Consider the following 17,097-nt stretch of genomic DNA (forward strand, 5'->3'; position numbering starts at 1 on the left):
CTGATTCAGATTGGGAAAAGCGGGGCGGCTTGTTCCCCCCGATCGTAGATTGTTGACGATTTCGTTTGCCACGGCTGTCCTCTGGTCCCCTGCCTCTGTCCGGAAAAGACACTTAGTTGTCCGTTGCGGCACTAATCAAGCGAATTCTCTTTCACTACCAAGATCATCAAGCCGCCGAATGAGCGGCAGCGGATTCGTCCGCTGGAGGAGAGAGATCGATGTCCGAAGAGGGTGTCCCACAAGGGGCGAATGTACAGCAGACAAAACCTTCGGCCGCGCCAGAGGAGAAGGACAAGCCTTCGACTGTCCGGCTGGCGTTGACATCGATGGGCGCATCGGGCGTCGAATGGTACGATTTCTTCGTCTACGGCACCGCTGCGGCGCTGGTCTTCCCGCGCCTGTTCTTTTCGCCCGATCTTTCCCCGTTCGTTGCGCAGCTGGCGGCTTTCAGCACGTTCGCCGTCGGCTTTATCGCGCGGCCCTTGGGCGGTGTCGTCTTCGCGCATTACGGTGACCTTTACGGTCGTAAGCGAATGCTCTTCGCAGCGCTTCTGATCATGGGTTTTTCAACCCTCGCGGTCGGGCTGCTGCCCACATACGACACCATTGGCATGCTCGCCCCGATCCTGTTGATCGCACTTCGCTTCATTCAGGGATTGGCAGTTGGGGGTCAGTGGGGCGCTGCCGCGCTAATCGCGATCGAGAACGCTCCCGAAGGCCGCAAGGGACTGTTCGGCAGCTTCGTTCAGATCGGCGTTCCGGCAGGGGTCATTCTGGCCAATATCGCCTTCTTTGCAACGGATGGGATGATGTCACCGGAACAGTTCGCCGCCTGGGGCTGGCGCGTTCCGTTCCTGCTGAGCGTGGTGGTCATCATGCTTGCCTTTTACGTCCAACACAAAATGGAGGAGTCGCGCGAGTTCGAGGCTTCGAAGGCCAGCCGCGCCGCCGACCGGACAGATACTTCCAAACGACGGTCTCCCATCTTCGATGTCATTGCCAAGCGATGGGGGGTGATCCTGATGGCTGGCGGGGCGTTCATCGCCAGCAATGCGTGCTTTTATGTCATCATCACTTGGGTGATCAGCTACGGGACGACGACGCTAGGCCTTCCCAAGAGTCTGATGCTGGGCGGGATCATGATCGGAAGTTTCTTCATGATCCCGGCGCTGATTTTCGTCGCGCACCTGTCCGACACGAAGGGCCGGTTCGGCATCTTCCGGCTGGGCTGTATTCTTACCGGCGGCTTCTCCTTTGCCTTTTTCCCATTGCTGGAGACGGGGACGCTGACAGGGATCGCTGCGGCGACATCGATCGCCCTCAGCCTGATCGCCTTGATGTACGGACCGCAGGCCGCACTGTTTGCAGAGCTGTTTGACACCGAGGTCCGGTATTCGGGCGCGACACTGGGATACCAGGTGGGCGTACTTCTAGGCGGCGGCTTCACGCCGATGATCGCGACGGCCCTGTTCGAATATTTTTCGAGCAGCTTCGCCATCGCTTGGTTCATGGCAGGATGTTGTCTGATCTCCGCGATCTGCGTCACCGTCCTGCATGACCGGCGGCCCGATGCAGACCGCCGCCCGGTGGGGCAGGCTTCGTGAAACGGCATCGCGGCCAGCCAGTGTTCGCGATCCGTGCCAGTGCCGGATTGCTGACCTGCATACTCACTTCCAGCGCGTGGACGGGGGGCGATCTTCAGGCGCAGGAGGTTACCAAACGGCCCTTCATGCAGCCGGTCGAGGTTGCGAAATCGGGCCAAGCCGCCTGGTTCGGGCTGCGGCTTCCCGGTGCCGCGACCGATCCCGTCGACGGACCGGTCCAGTCCGCCGAAGATGTGCTCCCCCCGCGGCCTGCAAGCGTTCCGAGCGGCCCGCGAGGCGAGGCCTTGTCAGGCAAGACCATCCGCGCCGATCTGGCGAAGATAATCGGTTTTTCGCACGAAAGCAGGGACGCTGGTGACTATCTTTGGGGCCGGATCACGGGGCGTCCGGCTTTTGACCGGACTATGGCCTGGGTCGAGGCCTCCCTTCGCGAAGCGGGGCTCGGCGACGTACGGCAGGAGCCTTTTGCATATCGCGATCTCCATCTCCCGGTGTCCGGGGAAGTCCGCCTACTTGCCGACAATTCCTTTGGAGAAGGTAGTGCTGACATCGTGTTGCGCTCGGCCATGGTCGGGGGGAATGGCCCGGTCGATGGAGTGTTGGAGGCCCCGCTCGCATACCTCGGGCAGGGCCTCGATGCAGAGATAGCGGGGCGAGACCTTGCGGGCCGCATCGCCGTGGTGGTTTCTACGCCATCGCCCAGCCTCTATGCGGCGCTTCCCGCCAGCCGCATTCCGGCAGTCTTGGCGGCAGGCGCCGCCGGGGTGATCGAAATCCAGATCCAGCCCGGCAATCTCCAGAATTTCGATCGCGACCGTCATGGTTGCGGGCCCGGGATGTGCTTCACTCTCGGTGGCGAAGACGGATATTTTCTCCAGAACCTGCTCGGCAGTGCGGCGCGTTCGGACAAGATTGTGCGAGCACGATTGACCGCGAAATCCGAAACGCTGGCGGGCGCGGCGGCGAATGTCGTTGCGACTATTCCGGGGCGGAGCGAGCGCACGATCGTCGTCGTCGCCCATGCGGACGGCTGGTTCGGCGGGGCGGACGACAATGGCTCCGGGCTGGCAGTCCTCCTCGCTCTGGCCCGCCACTTCAAGCAGCAGCCACAACTCGAGCGCACAATCGTGTTCCTGGCGAGCGCCGGGCACCACAGTGCGACGGTAAATGGACCACTCGCATTCCGCAAAATGCATGGCGGCGATCTTCTCGCCAAGGCCGATCTCATCCTGAATATCGAGCATCCCGCGCAGGCGCAGCTAATGCGTTCATACCTTTACCGGCAGGCGGACAACTTCGGTGCTCCGTTGATCGCAGCAACGGGTGACCTTCCCAAACAGGTCGCGGTGAGCAACGGCGCGCCATTCCTGATCGATCTGTGGCGGCAAGGCGCGCAATGCTTCGGCCTGGAACTCCAGCGCCGGATCGACAGCGAATTGCCTGGCGATCTCAACGCCTTTGCCGATCTCGAAAGCGTTCCGCGCACGCAGATGATCGCGTCCGGCGGCGTTTATCACACATCCGGAGACGATCTGTGGTCGGTGCCGGCCGCCGCCCTCGAGCGAGCGGCACGGTTCCACGCCTTCTTCATTGCCGCGGCGGCCGATGCACCAGCTAGTGCGCTGCATGGCGGGCCGTGGTCGGTCGCCGACACGTGTGAGCCGCAAACAGCCAACGTTTTCAACCGCAAGATCGCGGGCCAAGTGGGAGGAGTACGATGACTCAACAAACATGCAACAGCCCCAAGCGCTGGCGGCTGGCCCTTTGGGCAACGACGACCGCATTCGCAACAGGTGCTCTCGTTCCGGCAAGTGCATGGGCGCAGGACACATCCGGGGACGACCCCAATCCGCAGGCACAGGCTGCAGCGCAGAATGACGATCGCGAGGATGCACGAGGCGGTCTCAACGAGATTGTCGTGACGGCGGAAAAGCGCTCCGAAGGGCTGCAGAATATTCCGATCCCGATCACGGCCGTGACTGGCGAGACGCTCGAAAAGGCCGGGGTTAAGGACGTCGGCGATTTGGTCCAACTGGCTCCGAGCCTCCAGTTCGGCACACGCTCCACCAATATTTTCATTGCCATGCGTGGCATCGGCCAGGCGGGTCAGGACATCGGCAGCCAGTCAGGCGTCACTGTATCGCTCGACGGCGTGCCTTTGCTGAACCACTTCATGATGAATCCCGCTTTCCTCGATGTCGAGCGGGTGGAAGTGTTGCGCGGACCGCAGGGAACGATTGCGGGACGCAACGCAACCGGCGGCGCGATCAACGTCTACAGTAAGGCGCCGTCCGACGCCAACGAAGGCGAGATCGGCTTTACCTTCGGCAATTACGGGCAGGTCGGCGTGAAGGGTTTCGTGAACGCCGCCTTGTCGGACACGACTGCGGCGCGTCTGTCCTATCAGACGCTTCGCAGCGACGGGTACTTGAAGAACGGGTTCACCGGCGGCCGCAACGACAATCTCGACCTTGCACAAATCCGCGGCCAGATCTCGTTCCAGCCATCGAGTGCGCTGAGCATCAGGGGGCTGTTCGATTACACGCGGGACAAGGGCAATCCGTCCTTCGCCATGCTGCTGCGGCGTGCGGATCCCGACCGGCCGACGGTCGTGGAATTGCCGGGCTACCCTTACCCGCGCAACGACATCGAGAATTTGACCTTCTACATCAACGAACCGAACGAGCGCGATGTGGTAGACTACCGTGCCGCACTGATCGCGAGTCTCGACATCGGCGACAGCGCGACGCTGACCTCCACCACCGGGTACATCAAGCACGATATCGATCTGACGAATGTCGACGTGGACGCGACGCCGGCCCCGACATCCAAGTTCGAGCTGATCGGATTGTATGCGGAACAGTTCACGCAGGAACTGACCCTGACGACCGATCTGGGGAGCCGCGCAGATCTTGTCGCCGGCCTTTTCTACATGCGCGGGGATTCGAGTGAGCCGCTGTATCTCACCTTCGGCGCTCTCACCAATTACCTCGTCTACCTGCCTGCGGAGACGCTGGATTCCTACGCCGCCTACGCGCAGTTCCGTTACAATCTGACGGACAAACTTCGACTGACGCTCGGCGGTCGCTACACGATCGACGAAAAGTCATACGAGATGGACGCTACCGCAGGCGCCACCACGGCACTGCTCGCAGCGGACAACCGGTGGGATGCCTTCACGCCGCGCGCGGTGATCGACTACACACCTACCGACGATAGTCTGGTCTACGCGAGTGTATCGAGGGGGTTCAAATCGGGCGGCTTCAACACCTTGGGCGATATTACCCGGCCGGTGAACACCTTCGATCCGGAATATGTCTGGAATTACGAACTCGGGGCCAAGGCGGCGCTGTTCGAGCGTAAACTGCGACTCGGCCTGACCGGGTTCTATGCCGACTACACCAATCTCCAGCAGACGATCTTCCGCTTCGACCCGGAAACGCAGGTCCGGTTTCCGAGAGTCGAAAACTCATCTTCGGCCAAGATCAAAGGCGTCGAATTCGAATTCGAGGCCGCCCCATTCCAAGGGTTCAAGATGGGCGGCGCTGCCACCTATCTCGATGCGACCTTCGGCCAGTTCTGCAACAACGATCCGCTCTATCCGGGCAATCCCACCGATCCCGGTTGCGTGGGTGCGACTTTCCAGGGAGAGCCTCTCCCTCCCGGTGCGACCGACCTGACCGGGAACCGGCTGGCGCAGGCTCCGGAATGGCAGTTCAATCTCAACGGCCAATACATCATTCCGGTTTCGGACCGGATCGATGTGACGGCGCGCGCCGACTACAAATGGCAGGATCGGGTGTTCTTCGACATCTACAACAACCCGCAGAACTCGCAGGAGGCCTACGGGCTTCTCAATGCTTCGCTCGCTGTAGGAGATCCTGAGGGATCCTGGTCGCTGACTGGCTGGGTCCGCAACGCCTTCGACAAGCGATACATCAGTCAGGCCAATGCGTCTTCCGGCGCTACTCCCGCGATCAGCGGCTCGATCGGCCTGCCGCGCACCTACGGGATGACCGCATTGGTCCGCTTCTGATCTCAGGAAGGAGTCAGATCTGATTTGGCTCCTTCCCTCTCCGGAGCGGCGGCGGGTTTCCTGAAGAGGTCTCCCGTCGTCGCTTCCAAGAATTCCCGGTTGCGAGTGAAATTATCAATGCCTGCCAAAACGACCGACGAGCTGCTGCCTCAGCTCACACAATTTCGGAACTGGCTCCGAGAAAATCGGGGTCTGAACTTCCACTCCTATGACGACATGTGGGAATGGTCGGTAGCTGATATCGAAGCATTCTGGATGTCCGTCTGGGACTATTTCAGGCTCGATTCCCCAACTCCCGCGCTGAACGTTGTGACCGGCGAAATGCCGGACGCCCGCTGGTTTGAAGGGGCACAGGTAAATTACGCGGCAGAGGTGTTTCGCCATGCCGATGCTGCCCATGCCGCGGGTCAGCCGGCGATTGTCGCTGAAAACGAACTGGGCGAAGCGGTTGAGATCAGTTGGCCTGAATTGCGCCGCCGCTCGGCGTCGCTGGCGCTGGAATTGCAAGAGCGCGGCGTCGGCAGGGGCGACGCTGTCGCCGCATACCTGCCGAACGCGCCGGAGGCCGTCATCGCGATGCTCGCCTGTGCGAGTATCGGTGCGATCTGGACAATGTGCGCGCCCGACATGGGGACGCCGGCTGTGCTGGATCGATTCACGCAGATGAATCCGAAGGCGCTGATCGCAGCCGATGGCGTCCATTACGCTGGCAAGTCGAGAGATCGGGCCGGCGTCATCGCACAAATCCGCGCAGGCCTGCCGAGCCTCGAGGCGGTGATGATCGTCCGAACCGCCCATGCGAGCGCCGAGACCAGCGATGCCATTTCCTTCGATCACGCGCTTCGCCGCACTGGCGTCGAGGTCGACAGCTTCGTACCCATGCCAGTACCTTTCGAGCAGCCGCTGTGGGTGCTCTATTCCAGCGGGACGACCGGCCTGCCAAAGGCCATCGTCCACGGACATGGGGGAGTGATCCTTGCAACGCTGGTCGGCAATATGCACCTCGATCTGGCGCCGAGTTATGGCCGGGCGACGCCAGGCGAGCGGTTTCATTGGTACAGTTCAACCGGCTGGGTGATGTGGAACGTGCAGCTTGGCGGTTTGCTGAGCGGCACGACGATCTGCCTCTACGACGGATCACCCAAGGGCAACCATCCGCAGCACGAATGGGAGGCGCTCTGGAGCTTTGCCGCGAGGCACAAGGTGAGCTGGTTCGGGGCCGGTGCAGCCTTCCACGCAAGTTGTCGCAAGGCTGGAGTCCGATTGTCCGAATGCGGCGATTTGTCTGCCGTGCGGGCTCTGGGCACGACGGGCTCCCCCCTCGACATCGAGACCCAGCGATGGGGTACCAAGGAATTCGCCGCCATTGGAACGCCGGACATATGGTGGTGCAACATTTCGGGCGGCACCGACATTGCAGCCTCCTTCTTTTCGGGAAATCGCGAGCTTCCGCCCGCTCCGGGCAGGCTCCAGTGTCGACACTTGGGCGCTGCCATCGAGGCATGGGACGACACGGGGCAGGCATTGGTGGACGAGGTCGGGGAGCTGGTCTGCACCAAACCGTTTCCGAGCATGCCGCTGTTCTTCTGGGGCGATGACAACGGCACCCGCTATCGCTCTACCTATTTCGACGAGTGGTCCGGCATCTGGCGTCACGGCGACTGGCTGACCGTCCATGCCGATGGCACATGCACCATCTCGGGAAGAAGCGATGCAACGATCAACCGGCAGGGTGTGCGTATGGGTACTGCGGAAATCTACGCAGCGGTCGAACGATTGCCGGGCGTGGAGAATGCGCTGGTGGTCGATCTCGACATGCCGGGCGGGGATAGTCGACTGGTGATGTTCGTCCATCCTGGCGACGGGCGGATCATGGATGAAAACACGACTGCGCAAATTGCCGCTGCGATACGCGAGCGCTTGTCGCCTCGCTTTATTCCGGACGATTACTTCGAAGTGCCGGCGATTCCGCTGACGCTCAGCGGAAAGAAGCAGGAACTGCCGATCAAGCGGCTGTTCCTGGGTTGGCCGGTGGAGAAAGTCATCGATCGCAATCTTACGCAGAACCCGGACGCACTCGACTGGTATATCGAGCATGCGGGCAAATGGTGTGAGCAGCATGCTCACGTCGACACGACGATAGAGCAGCGAGCATCGGAGAAACGGTGATGAGACTGACAAAACGCGCTTCGGCCGCGATAGCCTTTTCGATGATGGCTGCATTGCCCGGTCAGGCATACGCAGCGGCGACTCCGGTCGAGCTGGGGGAGCGGTGCAGCACGCTTACCGGTCTTCGCCTCGAAGATACGGTGGTCACCGAGGCGAGCGTGGTTCCTGCAAAGGCGCCGCAAGTCTCGGCAGTGGGCCGGGCTCCCGGATACTCTTCGTTCTGCCGGGTGGTGGCGCGGGTGCGCTCCGAACCCGATTCGGACATCGGCGTTGAAATCTGGCTGCCGCTGGAAAATTGGGCAGGGGTGTTCCACGGTAACGGAAACGGCGGTTTCGCCGGACAATTGTCGAGCGGATATGCCGGAATGGCCGACGGTCTGCGGCGCGGCTTCGCGACGGCAGTGACGGATACCGGAACCGCTCCTGCAACTCCGACCCAAGGGGACGCCCTGATTGGCCAGCCTCGCAAATGGCGGGACTGGGGGCGCCTTTCGACCCATGTGATGACCGTGACAGGAAAGGCGATTACCAAGTCGTTTTACGGTCGCGCGGCAGACAAGTCGCTTTACACAGGCTGCTCGACCGGTGGGCAGCAGGGCTTGATCGAAGCGCTGTATTACCCGGCAGATTATGACGGCATCCTAGTGGGCGCGCCTGTTATCGACCGTACGTGGGGGCACGCCGCCGTGCTTTGGGACTATGCCTCTGCCTACCGATCGCCCGATGCCACATTGAGCGCCGACAAGCTGCGATTGCTGAACCGCGCCGCGATCGCGGCTTGCTGGAAACAGGGTCACGGGATCGCGGGCGACCCCTTCATCAACGATCCGATGGCATGCAAGTTCGATCCGCAGGAGCTCGTCTGCAAGGGAGGCGATAGCGGTCAGTGCCTGACCGACGGAGAGATTCGCACCGCTCGCGATTTTTACAGCGGACCAAGATCGAGCGATGGAAAGGCGTCCTATTACGGCTGGCTACCGGGCAGCGAGATTCCCGGACTTTTCGGCTGGTCCTTCCTGCAAACACCGATCGACAAGGAACCCCCATTCGCCAGTCTGTTCAAATGGGTTTTCGGCGCCGACTGGCGATGGCAGGATTTCGACTTCGATCGCGATATGCCCGTCGTGGAGGCCCGACTGGATGATATCGTCAACGATGCCACGCGCGGCAGCCTGGCCGAATTTGCCAGGCGCGGTGGCAAGTTGATCGTTTATCACGGACTTGCGGATACGCTCGTCGCGCCCGGTCAATCGGTCGATTTTTTCGAACGGCAATCGCGCGAGATAGGCCAGGCAACGCTCGAGAATTCCACCCGTCTCTATCTCGCGCCCGGCATGATGCATTGCGGCGGAGGGACCGGTCCCGATTCCTTCAATGCCTCGCTGGGCATCCCGCCCAAGCCGCCGGCAGACGACGCGCGACACGACCTGTTCAACGCGCTTATCGAGTGGACCGAGGGCGAATCTGCTCCGGAATCGATCGTGGCAACGAAATACGATGCGGTCGAGCCAACGATGATCGACATGCAGCGACCGTTGTGCCCCTATCCAAAAAAAGCCCGCTATCTCGGATCGGGCTCCACGCGAGCATCTGCCAACTTTGTTTGCGAGGGCTGAGGACACCCGCAAATTTCGCGAAAACCGGCAGCCATGAAGGTGGCGAGGCGTTCCTTTATGGCGTCGAAATCGTTCGATTGGCACAGGCCGTCGGAAAGCTTGTCGATGCGACCGGTGCTGGCCTATCAATCAAGCTGGCGATTGGAATTAGAAGCCTCCCGGAAAGATTGTTGTATGGTGATTAGAATGGCTTGGATTGGGCCGGTAGCTGTCAGTCCGCTTGTGAGTGCCGCGATAGCGAAAGCCGACATTCCGCAAGCGACCCAATTGCGGACGTCGGGGGGCTGGCATTACCTGCCTGAGATAGGACGTAAGTTATGTCGAGCGTGGTTCCCCGACGTCGTAAAGGCGCAAATTGCGTTCACCGATGCCAAGCCTCACCCAGGCTGCTCGCCAATTAACGAGGTGCGTAGTTGCAAAATGACGGTCGAGCGCGTTCTGATCGACCCACATTTCCTTCACATGGATGAGGCCTGGATCGAACAAATCTTCGGCGTAACTGTATTCCGCGCAACCTTCCTCGGCCCGGCTCGCATCGGCCATTCGCTTCATAAATGGTCGAGCCGCGTCCATGTTGTGAGCGGGTAGGCGAACAGTTCCAACGATCAGCAACATCGCTCGAACCTAGACTGGCAATGCAATGATGGGAACAACGGTCTGCTTCCCGCCACGCCGAAAGTCGACAGTCCGCTTCCCACCCCAACTTCAGACTTTCACCCGTCGTTGAGCGGTCGGCGTGAGCTGACAGGCCGGTTGCGGTCATGCTGCCTAGAAAGCCGCCCGTCGGGTGACGACCCCATTGCGGACAATAAAACCAGCCAGTAACTTGTCCAGCATGTCATTATGTCCCCGCCTGCTGCTGCCAATCTTTATCGCGGCGGTTGCCCTAAATGGATGTTCACGAGCGCAACAGGCCTTTGAAGCAGTACAGATGTGCGTCGATGATCAGGACGGCGTCGCGGACTTGAAGAACATTATGAGCGCAGTTGCGCAGTCCGAGGGACTTCAGTTCATCGATAACAGTGCACAACAGGGAGCCGAGTTGAAAAGCGTCGGCGCGGACAAGGCTTTGGGGCGTGATGCAGCCTATGCCATCGACCTTTATATCGAAGGTGAAAATGGGTTGGGAGCGACCGCAGGAAACCTCGGCCTGCCCCCTTATCAAGTTGGAGTGGGCTTCACCGAGGGCGACGATCCAATCAAGGCTAGGAAGCTTGCAAATAACTTGATCAGGGCGTTGTCAAAACGATGGGACCTGCAGAGGGTGGCTAAGAACAAAGGCATTTTATCGAGCCATAGCTGCGGAGCTTAATTTCAGCTTTGCAAAACCAAATTTGGCAATTGGTCGTTAAAGATGCGCGTGTAGGCGGACAGGTTCATTGGACCTGCCGATGGGCGTCGCGGTGGCAAAATTAATGCCCTTGCCAGTCTATGATGTGGCGGAGCACGCAAATGTGGTCGATGGCGATTATATTGAAGACAGAGGCTACAAGCTCCGCATCGAGATGGCGGGCGGCTTAGCTCTGAAGCGCCAAGCAATTTCGATATAGGACTGTCCAACACTCGGAGAACGAGAAGCTCATATTCTCGGAATTTTGGAGCCATCATTCGAAAGCTTGTTTAGTGACCACTCGTCCGTCGAGGCCTACTGCGGCAAATCGTAATATCCGCTTCCCCACCGATAGTGGCCGTTGCTTTGCATGGGATGGGGCGGAGATCGCACCGTGATCTTGCGAGCGGCAAGTCGCCGCGCGACAGGCTCGGGGGCGAAGGGCACCGATGGCTAGGGTGTCGCCGCAGCACCCGGCGAGCAATCAGGCTCTCCCGCCTCCAGCCACTGCATGATCATCTCCCGCACGTTCACTCTTGCCCTCAGCCGTGCGGCCAGCAGAGCGGTTCCGCTGATCTTGCGCTGCACGAAGAGCATGTCGGCGGGCGGCACATGCCAGGCCTCGCGATCTTGGGCGATGGCCATGCCATCTTCGCGAAGCAGTTCGACGAATTGTCGGTCGCCGAAATCGAATGGGCCATCCCTGTTCATTTCGCGCAGGATGACCCCGATCATCGCGTCGATGCGCGCGGGATGGCGAGCCACCGCGCCTGCCCCGAGAAATCCCGCCGCGATCGCGGCGTCGCGCACCTCTGAAACATCGCCGCCCAGGCCTGCCCGCAAAAGACGACGATAGCCTGCGGCCGTCTGCGACCCGACCTCTCGCGCCGCCCCGAAGTCGAGCAGGACGATGCGTCCGCTGTCTTCCTGGTAGCGATAATTCGCGAAGTTGGGATCTGTCTGCATCAGCCCGAATTCGAACATCTCGCTTAGGACAAGATCGATGATCGTGCGTGCCGCGGCATCGCGCTGCGCCTGTGGCGCCGCTTCCAGCGATTCTATCGGGCGGCCCTCGACGAACTGCATGGCCAGGACGCGCGAAGTGCTCAGCGCAGGGTCCATCGCGGGGACGACGACATCCGGTCTGTCGGCCAGCAGCGCACCGAACCGCTTCAGTTGTGCGCCCTCCCTCACATAATCGGCCTCTTCAGCCAACTGGCGCTTGGCCTCGGCAAGAAGCGGCGCGATATTCAGCCCGGCGGGCAACAGGCCCGACATGCGCAGCAGCACCGCCACGTTATCGACATCCGCGTCGATGCTTTCGCGCACTCCGGGATATTGCACCTTGATCGCCAGATCGCGCCCGTCATGCGTAACGGCGCGGTGCACCTGGCCGATGGATGCTGCCGCCATGGGGCGCGAATCGAAGCGGCAGAACCTGGCTCGCCAGTTTTTTCCCCATTCGGCCGCTAGAACCTGTTGCAGCTGCTTTGGCCGCATGTGATGCGCGTCGCTGCGCAGGCGAGCCATGATCGCTGCCAGCTCCGGCGGGAGCATGTCGCCTGCATCCATCGAGATCATCTGACCCAGCTTCATCGCCGCACCGCGTAGGTGAGACAGGCGGTCGGCGAGCCGCATGGCGTTGGCCGGGGTCAGCAGCATGTCGCGCATCCGCGGCCGCTCGCCTTCTGCCAGCCGGCGCGCACCCTCCGCCATCATGCCCCCGGCAATCCCGCCGGCCAGCCGCCCGAACTGCCCTAGACGCGCGATGCGGCTGTAGGGCACTGCGCGGGCCCTGTCGTCCCAGTCGCTATCGCTCATCGGCTACCATCCCATGCTGCCCGGTATCCCCTTGAACGGCCCGGCATAGCGACTGGTGATCCAACCGCCGTAGAATTGTCCTGGCTGGGGCACTACCGTCTCGCCATTCACGGTGCAGTTGTCGAAGGGACCGGCGTAAAAAGCGACATGGTCGCGCAACATCGCGAAGGGCGGCGTGGGGTTGGGGTAACTCCACCCTGCGCGAGACAGCACGGTATCGCTGGTGACCACGTCCCAGTAGAAAGCCTTACCCTTCCACTCGCAGAAGCTCGACCCCTCTGCGCGGCGCAGGACGCCCGGTGCGATATCGCCTGGCGGTATGTAGTAGCTGGGCGGGTGGCTGGTCTCGAATGTCAGGACCGGCGCCCGGGTGCGTGCGATGACGATACCGCCATGCTCGATCATGACACTTTCGCTGCCTACCCGCGCGATTGCCGGCCGGGGGAAATCCCAGACGCTAACCTGTCCGGGGGCAGGTGGATCGCGCCATGGGCTCATGTTCGCCACCGGCGCAAGGCCAGCTTCTGCAGGCGAGGTCGCCAGCGCAGGAAGACGATGTAAGCGCGCTCGAGAAGGCCGAGTACGAAGGGCACTCGCGCAGCCAGGCCCAAGGGGCGCAGGATAGGGATGGCACGCCACATCGCCGCAAAGGCGGCTGCCCCCGACAGCAGGCGCCCATCCTCGCTTGCATGAAAACGTGCCAGAAGTTGCGTCCTGTCTATCGGGCAGTCTTTGTTCGGGGCCGAGGCGACATCAACGAAGGAGATGGCCCGCCGCCCATCCAGCCGCCGCATCAGCGCGATCTCGCGCTCGCACAAAGGGCAGCCACCATCGAACCAGACAATCACTTTCGCCATGTTTACATAAGTGGGGATGGCGACTTGGATTTCACGACCGTTTGGTGTTTTCTTGGCGACGTGTTGCGGGCCGTTAGCTGACGGTCCGCTATTGAAATTATCGAAGCCCGAAGCTGCCCCTCATCGCTGAGACAGCTCTATATTGTCCACGCGCTGCAACCAGTTGCGGATCAGCGAGCTGACAACATCTGGTCGTTCACGAAACATGGCATGGCTGGCACCAGGAATGACCCCGAATTCCGAACCTGGACCCCGGCGCACGTAATCGTGAACCGTCCCTTGATGCGCTTCGTCGTATTGACCCACAACGAATGATAAAGGTACACCCTGAAGTCGATCGAGGAGGGGCGTTGCGTCGTAGCCGATAAGGCTGCCTGTCGCCGAGAAATCGCTTGTCCCCCACATCGCGTTGAGCAACTCCCAATTCCAACCTCGGCCTCCAAAACGTTCGCGATAGGACAACGCCGTCTGTGAGGGTTCAGGCGTATCGGGACGGCCATTATAGACAGCATAGAACGCGAACGTCGCCTCGGCGCATATCTCTTCTGAAGGCGGTGCCTCGGTGACGCACGCTAGAAGGGTCGAGCGAACAGGTTCGGGCATCTCCTCGATTAAAAGGTTGGTGCCTGCAATCCAATCAGAGGTTGCGAGGAACGGTCCGGTGAGCATTGCGCTGGCCGTCTGTTCGGGATGCTTCGCGGCATATTCGATCGCGAGAGCGCTACCCCAACTGTGAGCCACGATATGCCACTTCCGGATCTGCAGATGCTGCCGGATGATCTCGAGTTCGTCGACGAACCGATCGACCCGCCAGAGTTCCGTAACCACGGGCCTGTCCGACAACCCTCCACCCAACTGGTCGTAGAAGATGACCGGACGTTCGTCGGAGAGAGCTGTCATCGCACCAAAATCCACGTGGTGCCCGCCAGGTCCGCCATGAACGAAGACCACCGGAACGGTGTCCGCGGTGATCGTCCCGAAGACACCCACCCACACATTACCCCCCTCGACCGGGATCATCATTTCGCGGTCAGGCTCGGCCCATGCGCCCGGTGGGTCCGATAATGTGGCATTCGCGTAAAGTGGCGAGGTAAGACCTGCCAGCAGGAAGCCTATGAGATACAGGACGGTTCGCATTTCTGATCCTCTCTTCATTACTTGGGATTAGGTCGCGTCCGAATCCGTGGGGGCGGAGGCTCTTTCCTGCAGCCACCCGATGACGGCCGCTATCTGCTCCGGGGAGGATGTTCGTGCGGCGCTTGCTGCCATATCGGCAATGGTGACCTGTGACAGCGATTGTCGCCAAGCGGTTTCCGCAGCATGAAAAGCCGCAGCAATGCCGCAGGGCACCCTGCAGTCCTTGGCCGGCTTGCCGCATGGGCCCTTTTGCCGGATTTCGGTGCACAGGAAGGAAGGGCCGGGCCCCTCTATCGCTCGAACGACATCGTACAGCGATATAGCGTCCGCAGGCTTCGCCAGTGCGTACCCACCCTTGACGCCCTTTCGTGTGAGCACGATGCCGGCGCGGCTAAGCAACTGCATTTGCTTGGCCATGTAGGTCCGCCCGACGCCATGAAACTCTGCAAGCGCAACCAGACTCAGTGATCCGCCCGGAGGAAGGGGCGCGAGAAGAGTGCTCGCGTGCACCGCCCATTCGACACCTTGCGACAACCGCATAGCTTGCCTTTCCCTTCTAATGCGGACATTATTTATCCGGATTCGAGTCGAGGTGCAAGATGTTGGTAAGGTTACATCGCTGGAATGCCATGTTGATTGGCCTCTTCCTGCTTATTCATCTGATCTCGCATCTCTGGGGGATCGGCGGCGCCTCCTCCCATCAGGAGGCCCTTGCGGTTGTTCGTCCGATCTACCGCTCCCGCCTCGTCGAGCCGGGCCTGCTGATTTCGATCCTGTCCCAAATCGTTCTCGGAACGCTTCTGGCAATGCGGCGCGCGCCCTCGAAAACCGAATGGGGGTGGGGCAGACTTCAGATTGTCAGCGGAGTATACTTAGCGTTCTTCATGACCGTCCATGTGACGTCCGCTCTCGTGACGAGGAGCTTTCTCGGTCTGGACACGAATTTCTGGTGGCCGGCATCCACCTTGGACCATCAAATTCTAAGGCTCTTTTTCTACCCGTATTACTTCTTCGCCATCGTGGCCCTGTTCTGTCACGCTGCGGCTGCTGCGCATTTTCGTGGCTATTCCAGTAAGGCTTGCTGGATGCTCGTTGCTCTAGGTTGCATCCTCAGCATCGTGCTCCTGGCAATCTTCGGGTCATGGATCACCGACGCACGCATCCCGGCGAAATATCTGGAGCCTTTGAACCGAATTATCGACGTGTGACGCAAGCGCCAAGGCTGGTGCTTCGGCAAATCGGAACATCGTGAGGCTGCGAATAAGCCGTAAAGCGACCACCCATTTGCATTGATCGAACGGTCTTAAACCAGACGGTTGCTTTGGCCCTCCGACGCTATCATGCGCCGCCTTCTGCGGGTCGGGCAATTACGTCAGCCCCCCCGAACACCATCTGATTGCGCGCGGCTGGTTGGAACAGCCCATAGAGGAATCTGCCGCCTTCACTGCTCGCGGCATCAAGAGCATCTGTCGCTTCCATGGATAGCGACAGGCTCAGCGCTCCGACATTGTCGGTTACCTGATCGGCGCGGCTCACACCCATCAATGTGGACGCGACGCCGGGACGTCCGGCGACCCATGCGAGCGCCACACGCGCTGGGGATTCACCTAGGTCCGCAGCTACTTCCTTCAGTACGTCTACAATGCGCCAATTACGATCGGTGAACAGCTGGTCGCCAAATGGATTGTCACCATCGAGGCGCTTGTCGCCATCCGGCCGGTCACCGGTATCGCCGCCGCTATTGGGCACGCCGCCGGTGCGCGACGGGCCAGCCTCGACCGTCGCCCGATCATACTTTCCGGTGAGCAGTCCGTAAGCAAGCGGGCTCCATGGAACGAGGCCCATGCCCAATTCCCGCGCCAGGGGCACGTGCTCGTCCTCCACGCCGCGCTCGACCAGGGAATAGAAATACTGCAGCCCGATGGGGGCAGGCATGCCGTGCGCCCGTGCCAGCGTGGCGAGCTGCGCCACGAACCAGGCCGGACTGTTCGAAAGGCCCCAATACCGGATCTTGCCTTGGACGATGAGGCCGCTCATTGTCTGCAGCAATTCGAGGGCGGGGGTGATGCCATCCCAGATGTGGATCCAGTAGAGATCGATGTAATCGGTCTGCATCCGCTTGAGCGAGCGATCGACCGCGGCCTCGAGATGACGCCTGCCTTGTCCCCCTTCATGCGGCCCGTTGCCGGTATTGAATCCGGATTTGGTCGCCAAGACCATCCGCTCTCGTAAAGCACTTTCGGCTACGAACTTGCCGACCATCTTCTCCGACGCGCCACCGGAATAGACATCTGCCGTATCGACGAAATTGCCGCCCAGTTCGACATAGCGATCGAAGACCGCCCTGCTTGCTGCCTCGTCCATGCCCCAACGCGGTGTGCCGAAGGTCATGGTGCCGAGAGCGAGGGGGCTGACGAGCAGCCCGGACGATCCGAGAGGGCGAAGGGTGGCGAGGTTCATGTTCTGTCTCCAAGAATGTCTTGGGAAAGATGTGGAGCGTCTAGCGTGAATTGATTAGAGCGCGGAA

The 17,097-nt window shown here is 60.8% G+C and carries 15 protein-coding genes and 1 pseudogene; 8 read left to right on the plus strand and 8 right to left on the minus strand.

Annotation, left to right across the window (positions count from 1 at the left end):
- The first annotated feature begins 218 nt into the window (after window positions 1-218).
- From ACXYN8_RS03020 to ACXYN8_RS03040, 5 genes are all read left to right on the plus strand, one after another.
- A complete protein-coding gene (locus ACXYN8_RS03020; protein ID WP_458887825.1) occupies window positions 219-1,604 on the plus strand; it encodes an MFS transporter in 1,386 nt (461 codons plus the stop codon).
- On the plus strand, window positions 1,601-3,325 hold the full coding sequence (locus tag ACXYN8_RS03025) for a M28 family peptidase (RefSeq protein ID WP_458887826.1): 1,725 nt from the start codon (window positions 1,601-1,603) through the stop codon (window positions 3,323-3,325). The genes ACXYN8_RS03020 and ACXYN8_RS03025 overlap by 4 nt, the downstream gene beginning before the upstream one ends.
- Complete coding sequence (locus tag ACXYN8_RS03030) at window positions 3,322-5,640, plus strand: TonB-dependent receptor (RefSeq protein ID WP_458887827.1); 2,319 nt, start codon at window positions 3,322-3,324, stop codon at window positions 5,638-5,640. Before ACXYN8_RS03025 ends, ACXYN8_RS03030 begins: the two co-directional genes overlap by 4 nt.
- A 117-nt stretch (window positions 5,641-5,757) precedes the next feature.
- The gene (locus tag ACXYN8_RS03035; RefSeq protein WP_458887828.1) at window positions 5,758-7,809 is read left to right on the plus strand and encodes an acetoacetate--CoA ligase; all 2,052 of its coding nucleotides are present in this window, start codon (window positions 5,758-5,760) and stop codon (window positions 7,807-7,809) included.
- Window positions 7,809-9,425, plus strand: a complete 1,617-nt coding sequence (locus tag ACXYN8_RS03040; RefSeq protein WP_458887829.1) for a tannase/feruloyl esterase family alpha/beta hydrolase — start codon at window positions 7,809-7,811, stop codon at window positions 9,423-9,425. The genes ACXYN8_RS03035 and ACXYN8_RS03040 overlap by 1 nt, the downstream gene beginning before the upstream one ends.
- Here the strand turns inward: ACXYN8_RS03040 and ACXYN8_RS03045 are convergent.
- Together ACXYN8_RS03045 and ACXYN8_RS03050 are read right to left on the minus strand one after the other, a co-directional pair.
- Window positions 9,371-9,535: pseudogene (locus ACXYN8_RS03045) on the minus strand (hypothetical protein); the annotation flags it as partial. The gene ACXYN8_RS03040 and the pseudogene ACXYN8_RS03045 sit on opposite strands and share 55 nt — an antisense overlap.
- 205 nt (window positions 9,536-9,740) lie before the next feature.
- The gene (locus ACXYN8_RS03050; protein ID WP_458887830.1) at window positions 9,741-10,040 is read right to left on the minus strand and encodes a putative quinol monooxygenase; all 300 of its coding nucleotides are present in this window, start codon (window positions 10,038-10,040) and stop codon (window positions 9,741-9,743) included.
- 220 nt (window positions 10,041-10,260) lie between these two features.
- Here ACXYN8_RS03050 and ACXYN8_RS03055 point away from each other — a divergent pair, with 220 nt between their 5' ends.
- Together ACXYN8_RS03055 and ACXYN8_RS03060 are read left to right on the plus strand one after the other, a co-directional pair.
- The gene (locus ACXYN8_RS03055; protein ID WP_458887831.1) at window positions 10,261-10,737 is read left to right on the plus strand and encodes a hypothetical protein; all 477 of its coding nucleotides are present in this window, start codon (window positions 10,261-10,263) and stop codon (window positions 10,735-10,737) included.
- A gap of 67 nt (window positions 10,738-10,804) precedes the next feature.
- Window positions 10,805-10,975 (plus strand): hypothetical protein, encoded by a 171-nt coding sequence (locus tag ACXYN8_RS03060; protein ID WP_458887832.1) that lies wholly within the window; start codon window positions 10,805-10,807, stop codon window positions 10,973-10,975.
- A 233-nt stretch (window positions 10,976-11,208) separates the two neighbouring features.
- Here the strand turns inward: ACXYN8_RS03060 and ACXYN8_RS03065 are convergent, their stop codons facing one another.
- The 5 genes from ACXYN8_RS03065 to ACXYN8_RS03085 all read right to left on the minus strand — a co-directional run bounded on the left by ACXYN8_RS03065 (window position 11,209) and on the right by ACXYN8_RS03085 (window position 15,110).
- Window positions 11,209-12,576, minus strand: coding sequence for an ABC1 kinase family protein (locus tag ACXYN8_RS03065; RefSeq protein WP_458887833.1), 1,368 nt, complete (start codon window positions 12,574-12,576; stop codon window positions 11,209-11,211).
- 3 nt (window positions 12,577-12,579) lie between these two features.
- Window positions 12,580-13,074 (minus strand): DUF427 domain-containing protein, encoded by a 495-nt coding sequence (locus tag ACXYN8_RS03070; protein ID WP_458887834.1) that lies wholly within the window; start codon window positions 13,072-13,074, stop codon window positions 12,580-12,582.
- Window positions 13,071-13,433 (minus strand): thiol-disulfide oxidoreductase DCC family protein, encoded by a 363-nt coding sequence (locus ACXYN8_RS03075; protein WP_458887835.1) that lies wholly within the window; start codon window positions 13,431-13,433, stop codon window positions 13,071-13,073. The genes ACXYN8_RS03070 and ACXYN8_RS03075 overlap by 4 nt, the downstream gene beginning before the upstream one ends.
- A 120-nt stretch (window positions 13,434-13,553) precedes the next feature.
- Window positions 13,554-14,570 (minus strand): alpha/beta fold hydrolase, encoded by a 1,017-nt coding sequence (locus ACXYN8_RS03080; protein WP_458887836.1) that lies wholly within the window; start codon window positions 14,568-14,570, stop codon window positions 13,554-13,556.
- Between the two features lie 27 nt (window positions 14,571-14,597).
- On the minus strand, window positions 14,598-15,110 hold the full coding sequence (locus ACXYN8_RS03085; protein WP_458887837.1) for an RrF2 family transcriptional regulator: 513 nt from the start codon (window positions 15,108-15,110) through the stop codon (window positions 14,598-14,600).
- 89 nt (window positions 15,111-15,199) lie between these two features.
- On the opposite strand from ACXYN8_RS03085, the gene ACXYN8_RS03090 reads away from it, so the two are divergent.
- Window positions 15,200-15,778: a hypothetical protein gene (locus tag ACXYN8_RS03090; protein WP_458887838.1), complete on the plus strand. Its 579-nt coding sequence runs from the start codon at window positions 15,200-15,202 to the stop codon at window positions 15,776-15,778.
- 130 nt (window positions 15,779-15,908) lie between these two features.
- On the opposite strand, the gene ACXYN8_RS03095 is transcribed toward ACXYN8_RS03090, so the two are convergent.
- Window positions 15,909-17,030, minus strand: coding sequence for an aldo/keto reductase (locus ACXYN8_RS03095; protein ID WP_458887839.1), 1,122 nt, complete (start codon window positions 17,028-17,030; stop codon window positions 15,909-15,911).
- Window positions 17,031-17,097: the final 67 nt, after the last annotated feature.

The organism is Altererythrobacter sp. CAU 1778 (assembly GCF_054482795.1).